This window comes from Amycolatopsis sp. NBC_01286 (assembly GCF_035982555.1).
Classification (GTDB): Bacteria; Actinomycetota; Actinomycetes; order Mycobacteriales; family Pseudonocardiaceae; genus Amycolatopsis.
On the sequence record NZ_CP108428.1, the window covers coordinates 4,501,860 to 4,517,014 of the forward strand.

The following is a 15,155-nucleotide window of genomic DNA, read 5'->3' on the forward strand; positions in this document are numbered from 1 at the left end:
CTGGGCAACCCGACGGATCAGCCGCCGAGCAGCTCGGCGAAGCGCTCCGGGCTGATGTTGCCGCCGCTGAGGATCACGCCGACCCGGCCCGGCGCGGTGATCTGCCCGCTCAGGAGGGCAGCGATCCCGGTCGCCCCGCTCGGTTCGAGGACGAGCTTCAGCCGCTCGAAAGCGAACCGCATCGCGTCCCGGATGGCGTCGTCGGTGACCAGTGCGATCTCGTCCACGAGGTTCCGGTTGATCGAAAACGTGAGTTCGCCGGGGATCTCGGCGGCTTGGCCGTCGGCGATCGTGTGGGGCACGGGAATCGCGACACGCTCGCCGGCCGCCAGCGACCGCTTGGTGTCGTCACCGGCGGCCGGTTCGACGCCGACGACCCGGATGCCGGGCTGCAGTGCCTTCGCGGCCGTGGAACTGCCCGCGATGAGGCCGCCGCCGCCGACGGGGACGACCAGCGTGTCCAGCGAACCGGCCTCCTCCAGCAGTTCCAGCGCCGCGGTCCCCTGACCGGCGATGACGTGCGGGTGCTCGTAGGGCGGGATCAGGGCGAGCCCGCGCTCGGCGGCCAGCGCCTGCCCGATCGCGACCCGGTCGCCGGTGTACCGGTCGTAGGTGACGATCTCGGCGCCGTAGCCCCGGGTCGCGTCCACTTTGGACTTCGGGGTGTCCTCGGGGACGAGGATCACCGCACTGCTCCCGAGTTCCCGCGCGGCGAGCGCGACGGCCTGGGCGTGGTTGCCCGAGGAGTAGGCGGCCACGCCCTTGGCCAGCTGCTCCGGCGTGAGGCGGGAGACGGCGTTGTACGCGCCGCGGAACTTGAAGGCCCCGATGCGTTGCAGGTTCTCGCACTTGATCAGCACCTCGGCGCCGACGAGGTCGTCGAGGGTGCGGGAGCGCACCACCGGGGTCCGGTGCGCGACGCCGGCCAGCCGGGCGGCGGCGTCGCGGATGTCGTCGAGGGTCACGGGCGCGGTCATGGTGCTCCTTGGGCGCGGATGTCGGCGAGGTAGTTGTAGGCGGAGGCGCGGGAAATGCCGATCCGGGCCGCGACCTGCGGCACCGCCCGCCGCACGGCGAACACGCCGCGGGCGTGCAGGCTGCGGAACAGGTCCAGCCGCTCGTCGCGGCTGAGCGCGGCCCAGGGTTTGTTCAGGCGCAGCTGGTGCTCGTCGACGATCGCGTCGACCACGGCGTCGACGTCGTCGCCGAAGGTGGTCATCGGTGGTTCCGCGGTTGTGCCGACGTCGGCCAGTTCGCCCACGAGGGTCCGCAGCCGGCCCAGCGCGGTGACGTCGAGGTTCACGCAGAGCGCGCCGAACACCGCGCCGCCGCTGTCGCGCACCAGCATCGTGGAGGACTTCACCAGTTTCCCGGATGCGGTGCGGGTGACGTAGTTCAGCTGGTCCTCGGCGTCGTCACCCCGGGCGAGCAGGCCCATGCCGATCTCGCTCATCGACCCGCCCACCGAGCGTTCGGTGACCGACCCGGCGATCGCGACGACCGAGCTGTCCGGCTGCCGGAAGTCGTGCACGACGACCTCGCAGAACGAGCCGAGGGTCGCGGCGATGCCGTCGGCGACCGGGGCGAGCGCCGCGAGGATCGCGTCCCGCTCGGAGACCTCAGGCATCCCGCACCCGGGCGAGCGCTTCGACCTCGACCACGGCGCCGTAGGGCAGCGACGCCACCCCGACACAGGTGCGCGCGGGCCGGGGCTCGGCGAAGAACCCCTCGTAGACGGAGTTGAGGCCGGGCCGGTCGGCGATGTCGGTCAGGTAGGCCACGACCTTCACCACGTCGGCCCGGCTCGCGCCCACCGACCGCAGCGCGGCGTCGAGGTTGGTGAAGGCCTGCGGGCACTCGGCATCGAACCCTCCCGGCACCAGCTCGCCGGTCCCGGTGACACCGAGCCGCCCGGACACGGAAACCAGATCGCCGCTGCGGAAGGCCGGCGGGTAGGGGTGCTCGTTGCTCATGGACTCAGCGTATAGCGGTTGGACGAACTGTCCAGATGGCTTGCGTCACGCCGTTGCCGAGCAGGCCCTCACGTCGGCCGCGGGGAACCGGTGCGGGTGCTAAAGCGCAACGTGCGGCCGGTCGCCACCCAGTGCGGCCAGCACGGTCCGGTAGGTCAGGTCGGCCCGCGCGCCCACCTCGCCCGCCGCGGTACCCAGCGCCGGGGAGTCCGTCGGCAGCCGTGCTGCCTCGTGGACGACAGCCAGGTAAATGGCGCAGCACCACGCGGTGTCGGTGGCGGTGATTTCGCCGGCTTCGCGCAACCGCTTGAACAGCAGCTCGAGCCCGGCCGTGACCTCGGGGCTCATGGGTGTCATCTGGGTGGCCGGGTCCGCGGTGAGTTCCATGATCGCCCGGCTGCCGACCTTGAGCTCGAAGAGCAGCTCGGTCAGCCGGTACAGCGCCGCGACGGGCGGGGCCGTCGCCACTCGCGCCTGCTCGAGCCCGCGCAGGTAGCGCTCGTTGAGCACGCCGGTCAGCGCCTCCAGCAACGCCTTGCGGGACGAGAACCGGCGGTGGACGGTGGCGCGCGCGAGCCCCGCGGCGTCGGCGATCCGCTCCAGCGTGGCGTTCGCGTCGACGGCGAGCACCTCCTCGGCGGCCGCCAGGATCCGCGCCGTGCTGCGCTCCGCGTCCGCCCGCAAGCGCCGCGGTCCGGCGTCTGCGCTCATCCGAACCCCTCCTCGTCCCGGATCAGCCTACATTCGAAGCGCTGCCGTCTCGACTCCTGGACTAACTGAGACTCTCGTGTAGCATTTGTGTGGTCAAGTCAGACGCGAAGGGAACGTCATCATGGATCTGGATCTTGCGGGCAAGCGCGTCCTCGTGACGGGGGCGAGCAGGGGCATCGGACTGGCGACGGTCGAGGCGTTCCTCGCCGAAGGCGCCGAAGTCGTTGCTGTGTCGAGGAAGAGCACTCCCGAGCTCGAAGCCACCGGTGCGACGTTCGTGTCCGCCGACCTCCTCGACCCCGCCGCGCCGCGGCGGGTGCTCGACACGGTGCTCGCGAACGACCCGCGCCTCGACGTGCTCGTCAACAACGCCGGCGGCGGCGATGTGGCCGAGGCCGACCTCCTCGACCCCATCGGCGGTTCCGGCGCGGTGTGGAGCGACGTCCTCGCGCTGAACCTCGGCGCCGCCGTGGAGATGACCCGGGCGGCGCTGCCGGCGCTGTCGCGGGCGCGAGGCGCGATCGTGAACATCAGCTCGAGCTCCGCGCGCGACCCGCGTGGGGTGCCGCTGTCCTACGCCGCGGCCAAGGCCGGGCTGAGCGCGTTCTCCCGCGGACTGGCGGAGAAGCTGGGAGAAACGGGCGTCCGGGTCAACGTCGTCACCCCCGGCGCCACCCGGACCGCGATCCTGACGAGTCCGGACGGCTACGTGGGGAGGCTGTCGGCGAGCATGGGCATCGACCAGGAGACGGTGCTCGCGGCGATGCCCGAGCAGTCGGGAATGGTGACCGGCAAGCTGATCGAGCCCGCCGAGATCGCCCGGGCGGTGCTCCTGCTGGCATCGCCGGCAATGCCCAGCGCGGTGGGCTCCAACTGGACCGTCGACGGGGGCATCCTCAAGACACCGTAAGCGTCCTGCCGAACCCCCACCCGCACCTCGTGCTCGGGGTGATCGGGTTCTTCGTCCCCGGCAACGCCGGGTCGGCGCCCGCCGGTCCATTGTGGACGCAGTATTCGGTGCTGATCTTCAGCGTAAGCCGGTTCCTGAACGCCTTGCACACCCTCATCGGCGTGCTGGGGCATCATGGCCGCGCGCCTGACAGCTCCGCGGAGGCACGCCGGTGTGACCGGTTCGTGTCCGAAATGTTCTTCCCCGCTCTCGCTCGCCGGTTATAGTCGCTGGCCAGGGCTCTGGAGTGCCGGGCCCTTCCTTGGGGGAAGGAAACGACGTCGGATGAGCGGGTTCGTCACCGCGGCTTTGGCTTTTCCTGCCGTGCTCTTCAGCTTCCTGCTGATCGTCGTCATCGGGTACTGGGTGCTGGCCCTCGTCGGGGTGCTCGACGTCGAGGACGGTGAAATCGGCTTCTTCGGCGGGGTTCCGCTGCCCATCCCGCTGTCGCTGCTCGTCGCCTTCAGCTGGTTCCTCAGCCTCGTCGGGACCGTTCTCATCGACGGCGTGGGCACACCCCTGCGGGTCGGGCTCGGCTTTGGCGTGCTGGTCGCCGCGCTCGTGGGAGGGGCGCTCGGGACCCGGCTGGTCGTCGTGCCGTTGCGGCGCGTCTTCGCCGGGGCCGTGCCGAGCCGGCAGGACTTCGTCGGCCGGGTTGCCGTTGTGCGGACCTCGACCGTCACCGAGGACTTCGGGCAGGCCGAAGTGGCCGCCGCCGATGGGGCGTCGGCGATCATCTCCATCCGGCTCGCCGGGGAAGGCAACCTCGGGCTGGGCAGCCGCGTGGTCATCTACGACTACGACAGCGAGGGTGAGTTCTTCTGGGTCAGCCCGCTGGAACTCGAAGCAGAAAAGGACTGACGCATGGATGCCATCGGCCTGGGTGCCGGCGTGTTGATCGCCGTCGTGGTGCTGATCCTGCTGGTGCTGTTGTTCGTCGTGAGCCGGCTGTTCCGGAAGGTGCCGCAGGGCAAGGCGCTGATCATCTCCAAGGTGCGCAAGGTCGACGTCACCTTCACCGGCGCCGTCGTCCTGCCCGTGCTGCACAAGTCCGAGGTCATGGACATCTCGGTGAAGACGATCGACATCGAGCGCACCGGCCAGGAAGGCCTGATCTGCCGGGACAACATCCGCGCCGACATCCGGATTTCGTTCTTCGTGCGGGTCAACAAGACGGCCGAGGACGTGGTGAAGGTCGCGCAGGCCATCGGCACCGAACGCGCGAGCGACGAGACGACGTTGCAGGCGCTGTTCAGCGCGAACCTCTCCGAGGCGTTGAAAACCGTCGGCAAGCAGCTCGACTTCGTCGACCTCTACACCAAGCGCAACGAGTTCCGCGACCAGATCATCCGCGTCATCGGCACCGACCTGAACGGGTACAGCCTCGAGGACGCGGCGATCGACTACCTCGAGCAGACGCCGATGACGTCGCTGGACGCGGCGAACATCCTGGACGCGCAGGGAATCCGCAAGATCACCGAGCTGACCGCGATCGAGCACGTGCGCACCAACGAATTCCGCCGCCACGAAGAGAAGGAGATCACGCGCCAGAACGTCGACGCCCGCGAGGCGATCCTCGAACTGGAGCGGCGCCAGGCCGACGCGGAGATCAAGCAGCGCCGCGAGGTCGAGACCATGCGGGCGCGTGAAGAGGCGGAAATCCTCAAGGTGCAGGCCGAGGAGCGGCTCAAGTCGCAGGCCGCGCAGCTGCGCACCGACGAGCAGCTCGGTATCCAGCAGCAGAACCAGCAGCGCGAAATCGAAGTCGCCGGCAAGAACCGGGAACGCGTCATCGCCATCGAGTCCGAGCGGATCGAAAAGGACCGCCTCCTCGAAGTGATCGGCCGCGAGCGCGAGACCGAGCTTTCCCGGATCTCGAAGGACAAGGAACTCGAAACGGAGAAGCGGTCGATCGCCGAGGTGATCCGCGAGCGGATCGCCGTCGACAAGACCGTCGCGGAGCAGGAAGAGAACATCAAGAAGCTGCGCGTGGTCGAGGAGGCCCAGCGCACACGCGAGGCCATCGTCATCCGGGCCGAAGCCGAAGCCCAGGAGAACCTGGTCAAGGGCATCAAGGCCGCCGAGGCTTCGGAGCAGGCCGCCAAGCACAAGGCGCGCGAGGAGCTGACCCTCGCCGAGGCGCGCCAGCAGACCGCCGAGCTGGAGACGCGGGCCAAGATCCGGCTGGCGGAGGGCATCCAGGCCGAGGAGGCCGCCGCCGGCCTCGCCGCGGCGCTGGTCAAGGAGCGCGACGCCGACGCGCTGGAGAAGGTCGGCCGCGCCGAAGCGATCGTCGAACGCGAGAAGGCGATCGTGATCGCCGAGGCGCTGCGCGACAAGCTGAAGGGTGAGGCCGAGGGGCTCACCGAGAAGGCCGCCGCGCTGGCCGCTCTCGACAGCGCGAGCCGCGAGCACGAGGAGTACCGGCTGCGGCTGGAAGCGGAGAAGGAGATCCGGCTGGCCGCGCTCGATGTGCAGCGTGACGTCGCCGAGGCGCAGGCGACGGTGCTGAGCGTCGGGCTGGAGAAGGCCGACATCGACATCGTCGGCGGCGAGACCATGTTCTTCGACCGGATCGTCGGCTCGATCGGCCTCGGCAAGAGCGTCGACGGCTTCGTGCAGCACTCCGACGTCGTCCAGTCGCTCGCGCGGCCCTACCTCGACGGGTCGGCCAGCCTCACCGACGACCTCGCCAAGCTGATCGGCGCGGTCAGCACCGAGGACGTGAAGAACCTGACGCTGTCGGCCTTCCTGGCGCAGCAGCTGAAGGCGGGCGGCCCGGACACGGACAAGCTCCGTGAGCTGATGACCACGGCGCAGCGGCTCGGCCTCGCCGAGACGTCGGTCGCCACCGTCGTCGCCGCGAAGCAGTGACGGCGGCCGAGACGGAGCTGGACGCGGGCACGTATGACGTGCTCCGCGTCCGGCTGGCCGCCCAGGCCGCCGAGTTGGCGAAACGCGCGGACGAGCTCAACGCGCACCGGCTGGCGGTCTTCGGCAGCGCGCAGCTCGCGCTGATCGGCACCGAACGCATCCGCACCGCGAACAACTGCGTGCCCCGGGACATCGTCGCGGTCGGCGGGCAGATGTTGTTCGGCTACAACGTCTTCATCGGGCTCAAGCCCGAGACGGCGGTCGATGACGTCTTCTCGCTGCAGCGCTTCAGCCACGACGAAAACGCGTTCCGGTTCGACGACGTGAGCGCGCAGGACCTGCCCGAGCTGCTGCGGGACGAGCAGTTCGGGCGGGACTTCGGCGAGCTGTACCGGTACTACCGCCAGGCGAAGCTGCTGCAGCTGCGCCGGCTGGACGGGAAGCTGCTCGCGGTGTTCCAGATCGGCCCGCGCACCGAGGACATCCGGGTGCTGCGGTGGGGCATCGCGTCCGACGGCGCGGTGTCCTACCTGGACAACCGCGGTGAGCGCGATCACGTCTTCCCGCCGTCGCACGATTTCGAGTGGGTCGAGACCACGCGCGAGAACCACGTCCTCGGCCGGCATCCGCACATCTCGATCGAGGACGAGGTGTTCGTCGAGACCGTCGGCGGCAACCTGACGGTCAAGGTCGAGAACAACACCGAGACCGGCGCCGGCGTCTACGCCGAGCCGGTCGACGAGCCGTTGCAGAGCCTCGCCGACGCCGAGGTCTCCTACGCCCGGATCGGCCCGCTGATCCTGCTGCGCATGCTGCCGTACAAGGAAACCACCCACCGCTACCTGGTCTTCAACACGCGCACCCAGGACGTCGTGCGGCTCGACGGCATCGGGCAGGCGTGTCAGCGGCTCCCCGAGGACCACGGCATCATCTTCCCCGGCGGCTACTACCTCGACACCGGCGTGAGCAAGACGTTCGACACCACGGTGGACGGTCTCGAGTTCGAGCGCGTGATCCGCTCGCCCAACGGCGAGGACGTGCTCTACGTCTTCCACGCGCGGGCCGAGGGACGCTCGCTCCTGCTGCCCTACAACGTGATCCGCAAGGAGGTCGCCAACCCGATCCCGTGCCACGGGTACTCGCTGTTCGACGACGGCACGATGATCCTGTTCCGCGCGCTGTCCGGCGAACCGAGCCGGGTGCACCCGATGCAGGTGTGGCGCACGCCGTTCCAGTCGGACACCTACGCCGCGTCACAGCCCGCCGGGACCGGGCCGCTGGAGCGCGTCGGGAATGCCGATCTCGTCCGCGGGATCTCGGACTGCCTCTCGATCACGACGATGATCGCGGACATGGCGCCGTCGGCGGCGGTGTTCGAGGCGCTGATCGCCGCGTGCGCGCGGCTCTTCGACCACTACCACTGGCTCGGCGAGTCCGAGCTGGGTGATCTGCGCTCGCCGCTGTCCGACGTCCGGGTCACCGCCGAGCAGGTGCTGGACGAGTTCGAGACGGTCACTTCGCTCACCGCGCAGGCGGCCGAGGCCGTCGACACGGTGGCGGCCGACACCGCGTCCCTCGTGCGGCGGGTCCGCGGCGAGGCCCTGAACACAGCGGACGCGTGGGTGCGCCGCCTCGCCGAAATGCACCGGGCGCGGGGACGCCTCGTCACCGTGCGGGAGCTGCGCTACGCCGGCACCGCGCGCGTCGACACGCTGATCGGCGAGCTGGACACGGAGTTTTCCGAGGCCGCGCACCGCGCGGTGCGGTTCCTGCAGGGCGAGGAGGCGTTCACCGGCTACCACGCCGAGGTGGACGCGCTGGTCGCCGGGGCGGCCGCGATCGCGACGGTCGCCGAGGCTGGCCCGGTCGCCGAGCGGCTCGACGAGCAGTCGGCCGGCCTGGAGGTGCTCATCGACGTCGTCGGCGGGCTCGACATCGCCGACGCCGTCGTCCGCACGAAGATACTGGAGCGCGTCGGCGAGGTGATCGGCGCCGTCAACCGCGCCAGGGCCACCTTGGACGCGCGGCGCCGGGAACTCCTGGAGACCGAGGGCCGGGCGGAGTTCGCCGCCGAGTTCGCGTTGCTCGCGCAGGCCATCACGGGCGGGCTCGCGGTCGCGGACACCCCGGAGCGCTGCGACGAGCAGCTGGGCAGGCTGTTGCTGCAGCTGGAGAACCTCGAATCGCGGTTCGGGGAGTTCGACGACTTCCTGACGTCGCTCGGGGAGAAGCGCACCGACGTCTACGAGGCGTTCTCCTCGCGCAAGCAGGCGCTGCTCGACGAGCGGGCGCGGCGGGCGGACCGGCTCGTCGATTCGGCGGGCCGGATCCTCGGCAGCGTGACCCGCCGGGCCGGTTCGCTCGGCTCGGCCGACGAGATCAACACCTACTTCGCGGCCGATCCGATGGTCTCGAAGCTGCGCAGCGTCGTCGAGGACCTGCGGGCGCTCGGCGACCAGGTCCGCGCCGAAGAGCTCGAAGGCCGGGTGAAGGCCGCCCGCCAGGAGGCCGGCCGGAGCCTGCGCGACCGGCTGGACCTCTACGGCGAGGGCGGCGGGACGATCCGCCTCGGACGCAGCACCTTCGCCGTCAACACGCAGGACATCGACCTGACGCTGGTGCCGCACGAGAGCTCGATGAAGTTCGCGATCACCGGCACCGACTACCGGGCGCCGGTGCGCGACGAGGCGTTCGAGGCGACGCGGCCGTACTGGGACCAGCTGCTGGTCTCGGAGTCGCCGGAGGTGTACCGGGCCGAGTACCTCGCGACGTCGATCCTCGCCGAACGGCCGGTGGCCGAACTGGTCGAAGCCGACCTGCTCGACGTCGTGCGGAGCGTGGCCGGGGAGCGTTACGACGAGGGTTACGCGCGCGGGGTGCACGACCACGACGCGGCCGCGATCCTCGCGGCCCTGCTGCGCCTGCGGTCCGCCGCCGGTTTGTTGCGCTACCCGCCCGCGGCCCGTGCGGCGGCTCAGCTGTTCTGGGCCTTCGGCGCCGACGAGCGGGCCAAGGCCGCGTGGACGACGCGGGCCGCGTCGCTGGGGCGGGTGCGGGAGGCGTTCGGCCACCCGAAGGCGCTGGACGACCTGGCGCGGGAGCTCACGGACGCGATGACGGCGTTCCTCGACGGCGCCGGGCTGCGGCTCGGGGCCGAGTTCGCCGGGGAGTACCTGGTCGAGGAGCTCGCCGTCGCCCAGCCCGGGTTCGTCACCGACAGCGGCGCGCGCACGGTGCTGGACAAGTTCCGGCTCGACCGGCGGAGCTTCGCCGAAGACCTGCGTTCCCTCGACGCCCTGGCGGACCGGTACCAGCTGGCCGACGCCTGGCTGCGATCCTTCGTGGCCGCCGCCGGGCTGCCGGCCGACGAGCTGCCGGAGGCCGTCGCGATCGAGCTGTGCGACCTCCCGCGGTACGACTCGTCGGCGACACTGACGACCACTGTGGACGGTCTGCTCGGCGCGCACCCGCGGATCACCGGGCGGTCGGTGACGCTGCGGCTGGACGAGGTGCTGGCCAGGACGCACCGGTTCCGGCGTGATCGCGTGCCGGGGTTTCGCGCCTACCAGCGGCTGCGCAACGAGCTCGTCGCGGCCGAACGCGACCGGCTCCGGCTGGACGAGTACAAGCCGAAGGTGATGAGCGCCTTCGTGCGCAACCGGCTGCTGGACGAGGTCTACCTCCCGCTGATCGGCGACAACCTGGCCAAGCAGCTCGGCGCGACCGGGGACGCCAGGCGCACCGACCAGTCCGGCCTGCTCCTGCTGATTTCGCCGCCGGGGTACGGCAAGACGACGCTCATGGAGTACGTGGCCAGCCGGCTCGGGCTGGTGTTCGTGAAGGTCAACGGGCCGGCGCTCGGCCACGACGTCACCTCTGTCGACCCGGCCGACGCGCCCGACGCGACCGCACGGCAGGAGGTCGAGAAGATCTCGTTCGCGCTGGAGCAGGGCAACAACGTGCTGCTGTACCTCGACGACATCCAGCACACGTCGCCGGAGCTGCTGCAGAAGTTCATCTCCCTGTGCGACGCGCAGCGACGGATGGAAGGTGTGTGGGAGGGCCGCACGCGGACCTACGACCTGCGCGGCAAGCGGTTCGCGGTGTGCATGGCCGGGAACCCGTACACCGAGCAGGGCAAGCGGTTCCGCATCCCCGACATGCTCGCCAACCGCGCGGACGTGTGGAACCTCGGCGACGTGCTGTCCGGGAAGGAAGACCTCTTCGCGCTGAGCTACGTCGAGAACTCGCTGACGTCGAACGCCGTGCTGGCGCCTTTGGTGTCCCGCGAACAGTCCGATGTGGACGTCCTGGTGCGGATGGCGCGCGGTGACGGTTCGGTGCGCACCGACCAGCTTTCGCACGCGTATTCGGCGACGGAGCTGGAGCAGATCCTCGCGGTGCTGCGGAAACTCCTGCGGGTGCAGCGGACCGTGCTGGCGAACAACCGGGCCTACATCGCCTCGGCGGCGCAGGCGGACGCGTCCCGCACCGAACCGCCGTTCCAGCTGCAGGGTTCGTACCGGAACATGAACAAGCTGGCCGAGCGGATCGTGCCGGCGATGAACGACGCGGAACTCGAGGCCCTGATCGACGACCACTACGCGGGCGAGGCGCAGACGCTGACTTCGGGCGCCGAAGCCAACTTGCTCAAGCTGGCCGAGCTGCGGGGCCGCCTGTCCGAGGAGCAGGCCCGCCGGTGGGCCGACGTCAAGGCCGCGTACCTGCGGGCGCAGGCACTGGGCGGCGACGACGAGGACCCGATGAGCCGTGCGGTCGGCGCGGTGGGCCTGCTGGCCGACCGGGTGGGCGCGGTCGAAACCGCCATCGGACGTGCGGCACAACGGCTTGTGCGCGAAGAAGCTTAGTCCGGCCGCGGTTTCGCCCGTGCGGTAGCGCCGGACGAGAACCTCTGTGATCGCGTCGTCACCCGCTTCGGCAAGAGCCGGGCGACCTGCTCGGGCACCTGGACCAGCGACCCCACTCTGGCGCCGTTGACCTGCTGGTACTGCCTACTCTGCGAGTGTATACGCCGCGTGTATACGCGTCCGGTATAGTGGTCCCTGCTCGGGGAGACCCGGGCAGGGAGGAGTGGGAATGTCGGTTTCGCACACCTTGCTCGCGTTGCTCGAATCGGGCCCGCGGCATGGCTACGACCTCAAGCGGACGTACGACGAGCAGTTCGGGCAGGACCGCCCGCTTGCTTACGGGCAGGTCTATTCGACGTTGTCGCGGCTGCTGCGCAACGGCATGGTCGAGGTGGCCGGCGTCGAAAGCGGCGAGGGGCCGGAGCGGAAGCGCTACACGATCACCGACGCGGGGGTCACCGATGTCGAGACGTGGTTGCACACTCCGGAGAATCCGCAGCCGTACCTGCAGAACACGCTCTACACGAAGGTGGTGCTCGCGCTGCTGTCCGGGCGCAGCGCCGCCGACGTGCTCGACGTCCAGCGCGGCGAGCACCTGAACGTGATGCGTTCGCTGACCAAACGCAAGAACGGGGGCGACCTCGCCGATCAGCTGATCTGCGACCACGCGCTCTTCCACCTCGAGGCGGACCTGCGGTGGCTGGAGCTGACCGCCGCGCGCCTCGGCGAACTCGAGAAGGCGGTGCGCTGATGACCACGCCCGGAACGCCGTTGCTCGTCGGCAACGGACTGCACAAGTCGTTCGGCCGCACACAAGCGCTCGACGGGGCGGCCCTGTCCGTCTCGACCGGGGAAGTGCTCGCGATCATGGGCCCGTCCGGCTCCGGCAAGTCGACGCTGCTGCACTGCCTCGCCGGCATCGTCCGGCCGGACTCGGGCACCATCCGCTACGGCGGCGCCGACCTCGTCGGGATGGACGACAAGGAACGGAGTGCGTTGCGGCGCACCGAGTTCGGCTTCGTGTTCCAGTTCGGCCAGCTCGTGCCCGAGCTGTCCTGCCTGGAGAACGTCGCGCTCCCGCTGCGGCTCACCGGCGTCAAGCGGAAGCCGGCCGAGGCCAAAGCGGCCGAATGGCTCGCCCGGCTGGAGGTCGACGGACTGGCGAAGCGCCGTCCCGGCGACGTCTCCGGCGGGCAGGCACAGCGGGTCGCGGTGGCGCGGGCGCTGGTGACCGAGCCGAAGGTGGTCGTCGCGGACGAGCCGACCGGCGCGCTCGACTCGCTCAACGGCGAGAAGGTCATGCAGATGCTCACCACCGCGGCGCGGGAAACGCACGCCGCGGTGGTGCTGGTGACCCACGAGCCGCGGGTCGCGGCCTATTCGGACCGGGAGGTCGTGGTGCGCGACGGGCAGACGGTCGACCGGGAGCTGGTCGCGTGATGCGGGATCTGGCGCTGGGGCTCCGGCTGGCCGTCGGGGGCGGCCGGATGTCCGGCGCGGCGCTGCTGCGCCTCGCGATGACCGCGTTCGGGATCGCGCTCGCGGTCGCCGTATTGCTGCCCGCGGCGGCGGTCCAGCACCTGACCGGCGCGCAGGCGGAGCGCAAGGCCGCGATCGCCCAGGTCACCGAGCCGCGTGCGGGCGTCGCCCCGCTGCTGACCTACAACTGGTACCCGTCGGTCGGCGACGACTTCGTGAAGGTCACCGCGGTCGCGGCGACCGGACCCGGCTCGCCGGTGCCGCCGGGACTCACCCGGCTGCCCGCGCCGGGCGAGCTCGCCGTGTCACCGGAGCTCGCCGCGAAGCTGGCCGCGCCGGGCGGCGGTTCGCTGAAGGCGCAGCTGCCGGGGCAGGTGGCCGGCCAGATCTCGCGGGACGGCGTTTCCGGCGCGGGTGATCTGGCCGCGTTCTACGGGGTGCCGGCCGCGCAGATCGAGGCCGAAGGCGCCAGGGGCAACAAGGTCTACGCGTTCGGCAAGCCCTACACCGGGCTCGGGCTGTCGGCGGCCATGCTGGCCATCATCCTGCCGATCGCGGCGGTGCTGCTGCTGCCGTTGCTGATCTTCGTGACCACCGCGTCGCGGATGGGCGCGGCGCAGCGGGAACGCCGGCTCGCCGCGCTGCGGCTGATCGGCCTCGACTCCCGGCAGGTCAAGCGAGTGGCAGCAGCGGAGTCACTGGTCGGGGCGGTGATCGGGCTCGTGGCCGGCATCGGGTTCTTCGCCGTGCTGCGCACGTTCGTCGCGGACATCCTGCCGTTCGGCCTGCGGATCTTCCCGGAGGACTTCGTCCCGGACTGGCCGCTGGTCGTGGTGATCGTGCTGCTGGTGCCCGGCCTCGCGGTCGGCTCGGCGATGTTCGGGCTGCGCCGCACGATCGTGGAACCCCTCGGCGTGGTCCGCCAGGGCAAGCCGATGCGCCGGCGGATGTGGTGGCGCTGGGCGCTCACCGCGACGGGTGTGCTGCTCCTGGCCGCGAGCTTGGCTCTCGGACGCGGGACAAGCGACACGACCGCCGGGATGACACTCGCGACGGGCAGCGTGTTCCTGCTGGTGGGCGTCGCGGCCCTGCTGCCCTGGCTGGTCGAACGGCTCGTGGAGCGGTTGCACGGTGGTCCGCCGTCGTGGCAGCTCGCGATCCGGCGGCTGCAGCTGGACAGCGGCACCGCCAGCCGCGTCGTGTCCGGCCTGGTCGTCGTGCTGGCCGGCACCATCCTGGTCCAGGGCGTGCTCACGTCCCTGACCGGCGGCGTCGAGCAGCAGGTCTCGCCGGACAGCGTGGCCGCGGCCCCGGTGCGGGTGCAGACCACCACCGCGCACCAGGCCGAGGCCGCCGAGCGGGCGGCGTCGGCGGCCGGGGTGACCGGGACGCACCCGGCCACGAACATCATGGTCCAGTCCGGGCGGGAGTCGACCTACGGCGTGGTCGGTGATTGCGTCGCGCTCGAGGTGGCAGCCGACATCGGCGGCTGCGCCGACGGCGACGTGTTCTACGTCGTGCCGTCGCGAGGCGGTACCGCCCCGGCGGGAACGGTGCAGCTGCGGAGCTTCCTGCACGACAGCGAGGCCGATGGTCCGGAGTGGACGGTCCCGGGCGGCGTCAAGGTCGTGCCGTCGGCCACCACGGCGACGGCGGCGGAGGGGACGTTGTTCGTCACACCGGGTGCGCTCGGCGGGCTCACGGTGCCGGCCTCGTCGGTCGCGCTGTACGTGTCGGGCACCGGCGACCCGCAGGCGCTGACGGACAACGTCGCGAGGGCGGTCAACGCGCTCGCGTGGAACGCCACGGTCAGCAAGAGCAGCTACCTCGACGACTTCCACGCCCAGGACCAGCGGATGGTGGAGAACTTCCGCTCGGTGCTGATCACGGCGGCACTGTTCGTGCTCGCGGTGGCCGCGATGAGCCTGCTGATGCTGTCGATCGAGCAGATCAGCGAACGGCGGCGCCCGCTCGCGGCGTTGTCCGCGGCCGGCGTGCCGATCGGGGTGCTGGCCCGCGGAGCGCTGTGGCAGACCGCGGTGCCGGTGGTGGTCGGCGTGGTGCTGGCGATCGCGGCGGGGCTGGGGCTGACCGCGCCGATCCTGTCGCTGGCGGACCGGCCGATGATCGTCGACGTCCCGGTGCTGCTCGCGCTGGCGGGCACGACGGTGGCGGCGGTGCTGCTGGTGACCGGGTTGACGATGCCGTTGTTGCGGCAAGCGACCCGGTTGGACACGTTGCGCTCGGAATGAGCCGCTGCCGGCGCGTCGCGCCGACCCGACCGGCGATCTTGTCCAGCCG

Annotated in this window: 11 protein-coding genes; 7 read left to right on the plus strand and 4 right to left on the minus strand. The window is 70.8% G+C overall.

Features of this window, described 5'->3' with window-relative positions:
• Nucleotides 1-17: 17 nt before the first annotated feature.
• The 4 genes from OG570_RS21725 to OG570_RS21740 form a co-directional block, all read right to left on the minus strand.
• Nucleotides 18-977, minus strand: coding sequence for a pyridoxal-phosphate dependent enzyme (locus OG570_RS21725; RefSeq protein WP_326958808.1), 960 nt, complete (start codon nt 975-977; stop codon nt 18-20).
• A complete protein-coding gene (locus OG570_RS21730) occupies nt 974-1,627 on the minus strand; it encodes a helix-turn-helix transcriptional regulator (RefSeq protein ID WP_326958810.1) in 654 nt (217 codons plus the stop codon). The genes OG570_RS21725 and OG570_RS21730 overlap by 4 nt, the downstream gene beginning before the upstream one ends.
• On the minus strand, nt 1,620-1,973 hold the full coding sequence (locus OG570_RS21735; RefSeq protein WP_326958812.1) for a RidA family protein: 354 nt from the start codon (nt 1,971-1,973) through the stop codon (nt 1,620-1,622). The genes OG570_RS21730 and OG570_RS21735 overlap by 8 nt, the downstream gene beginning before the upstream one ends.
• A gap of 99 nt (nt 1,974-2,072) precedes the next feature.
• Nucleotides 2,073-2,684, minus strand: coding sequence for a TetR/AcrR family transcriptional regulator (locus tag OG570_RS21740; RefSeq protein WP_326958814.1), 612 nt, complete (start codon nt 2,682-2,684; stop codon nt 2,073-2,075).
• Between the two features lie 121 nt (nt 2,685-2,805).
• Between OG570_RS21740 and OG570_RS21745 the strand changes: the two genes are divergently transcribed.
• From OG570_RS21745 to OG570_RS21775, 7 genes are all read left to right on the plus strand, one after another.
• Nucleotides 2,806-3,594, plus strand: a complete 789-nt coding sequence (locus OG570_RS21745; RefSeq protein ID WP_326958816.1) for an SDR family NAD(P)-dependent oxidoreductase — start codon at nt 2,806-2,808, stop codon at nt 3,592-3,594.
• Between the two features lie 324 nt (nt 3,595-3,918).
• Nucleotides 3,919-4,494 carry a hypothetical protein gene (locus tag OG570_RS21750; RefSeq protein ID WP_326958818.1) on the plus strand — a complete coding sequence of 192 codons (576 nt, stop codon included), beginning with the start codon at nt 3,919-3,921 and terminating at the stop codon, nt 4,492-4,494.
• A 3-nt stretch (nt 4,495-4,497) separates the two neighbouring features.
• The gene (locus tag OG570_RS21755; RefSeq protein ID WP_326958820.1) at nt 4,498-6,507 is read left to right on the plus strand and encodes a flotillin family protein; all 2,010 of its coding nucleotides are present in this window, start codon (nt 4,498-4,500) and stop codon (nt 6,505-6,507) included.
• Nucleotides 6,504-11,375, plus strand: coding sequence for a DNA repair ATPase (locus OG570_RS21760; RefSeq protein ID WP_326958822.1), 4,872 nt, complete (start codon nt 6,504-6,506; stop codon nt 11,373-11,375). Before OG570_RS21755 ends, OG570_RS21760 begins: the two co-directional genes overlap by 4 nt.
• Before the next feature lie 229 nt (nt 11,376-11,604).
• Complete coding sequence (locus tag OG570_RS21765; RefSeq protein ID WP_326943772.1) at nt 11,605-12,126, plus strand: PadR family transcriptional regulator; 522 nt, start codon at nt 11,605-11,607, stop codon at nt 12,124-12,126.
• Nucleotides 12,126-12,815 (plus strand): ABC transporter ATP-binding protein, encoded by a 690-nt coding sequence (locus tag OG570_RS21770; protein WP_326958824.1) that lies wholly within the window; start codon nt 12,126-12,128, stop codon nt 12,813-12,815. Before OG570_RS21765 ends, OG570_RS21770 begins: the two co-directional genes overlap by 1 nt.
• On the plus strand, nt 12,815-15,106 hold the full coding sequence (locus OG570_RS21775; RefSeq protein ID WP_326960119.1) for an FtsX-like permease family protein: 2,292 nt from the start codon (nt 12,815-12,817) through the stop codon (nt 15,104-15,106). Before OG570_RS21770 ends, OG570_RS21775 begins: the two co-directional genes overlap by 1 nt.
• The last annotated feature ends 49 nt before the right edge of the window (nt 15,107-15,155 follow it).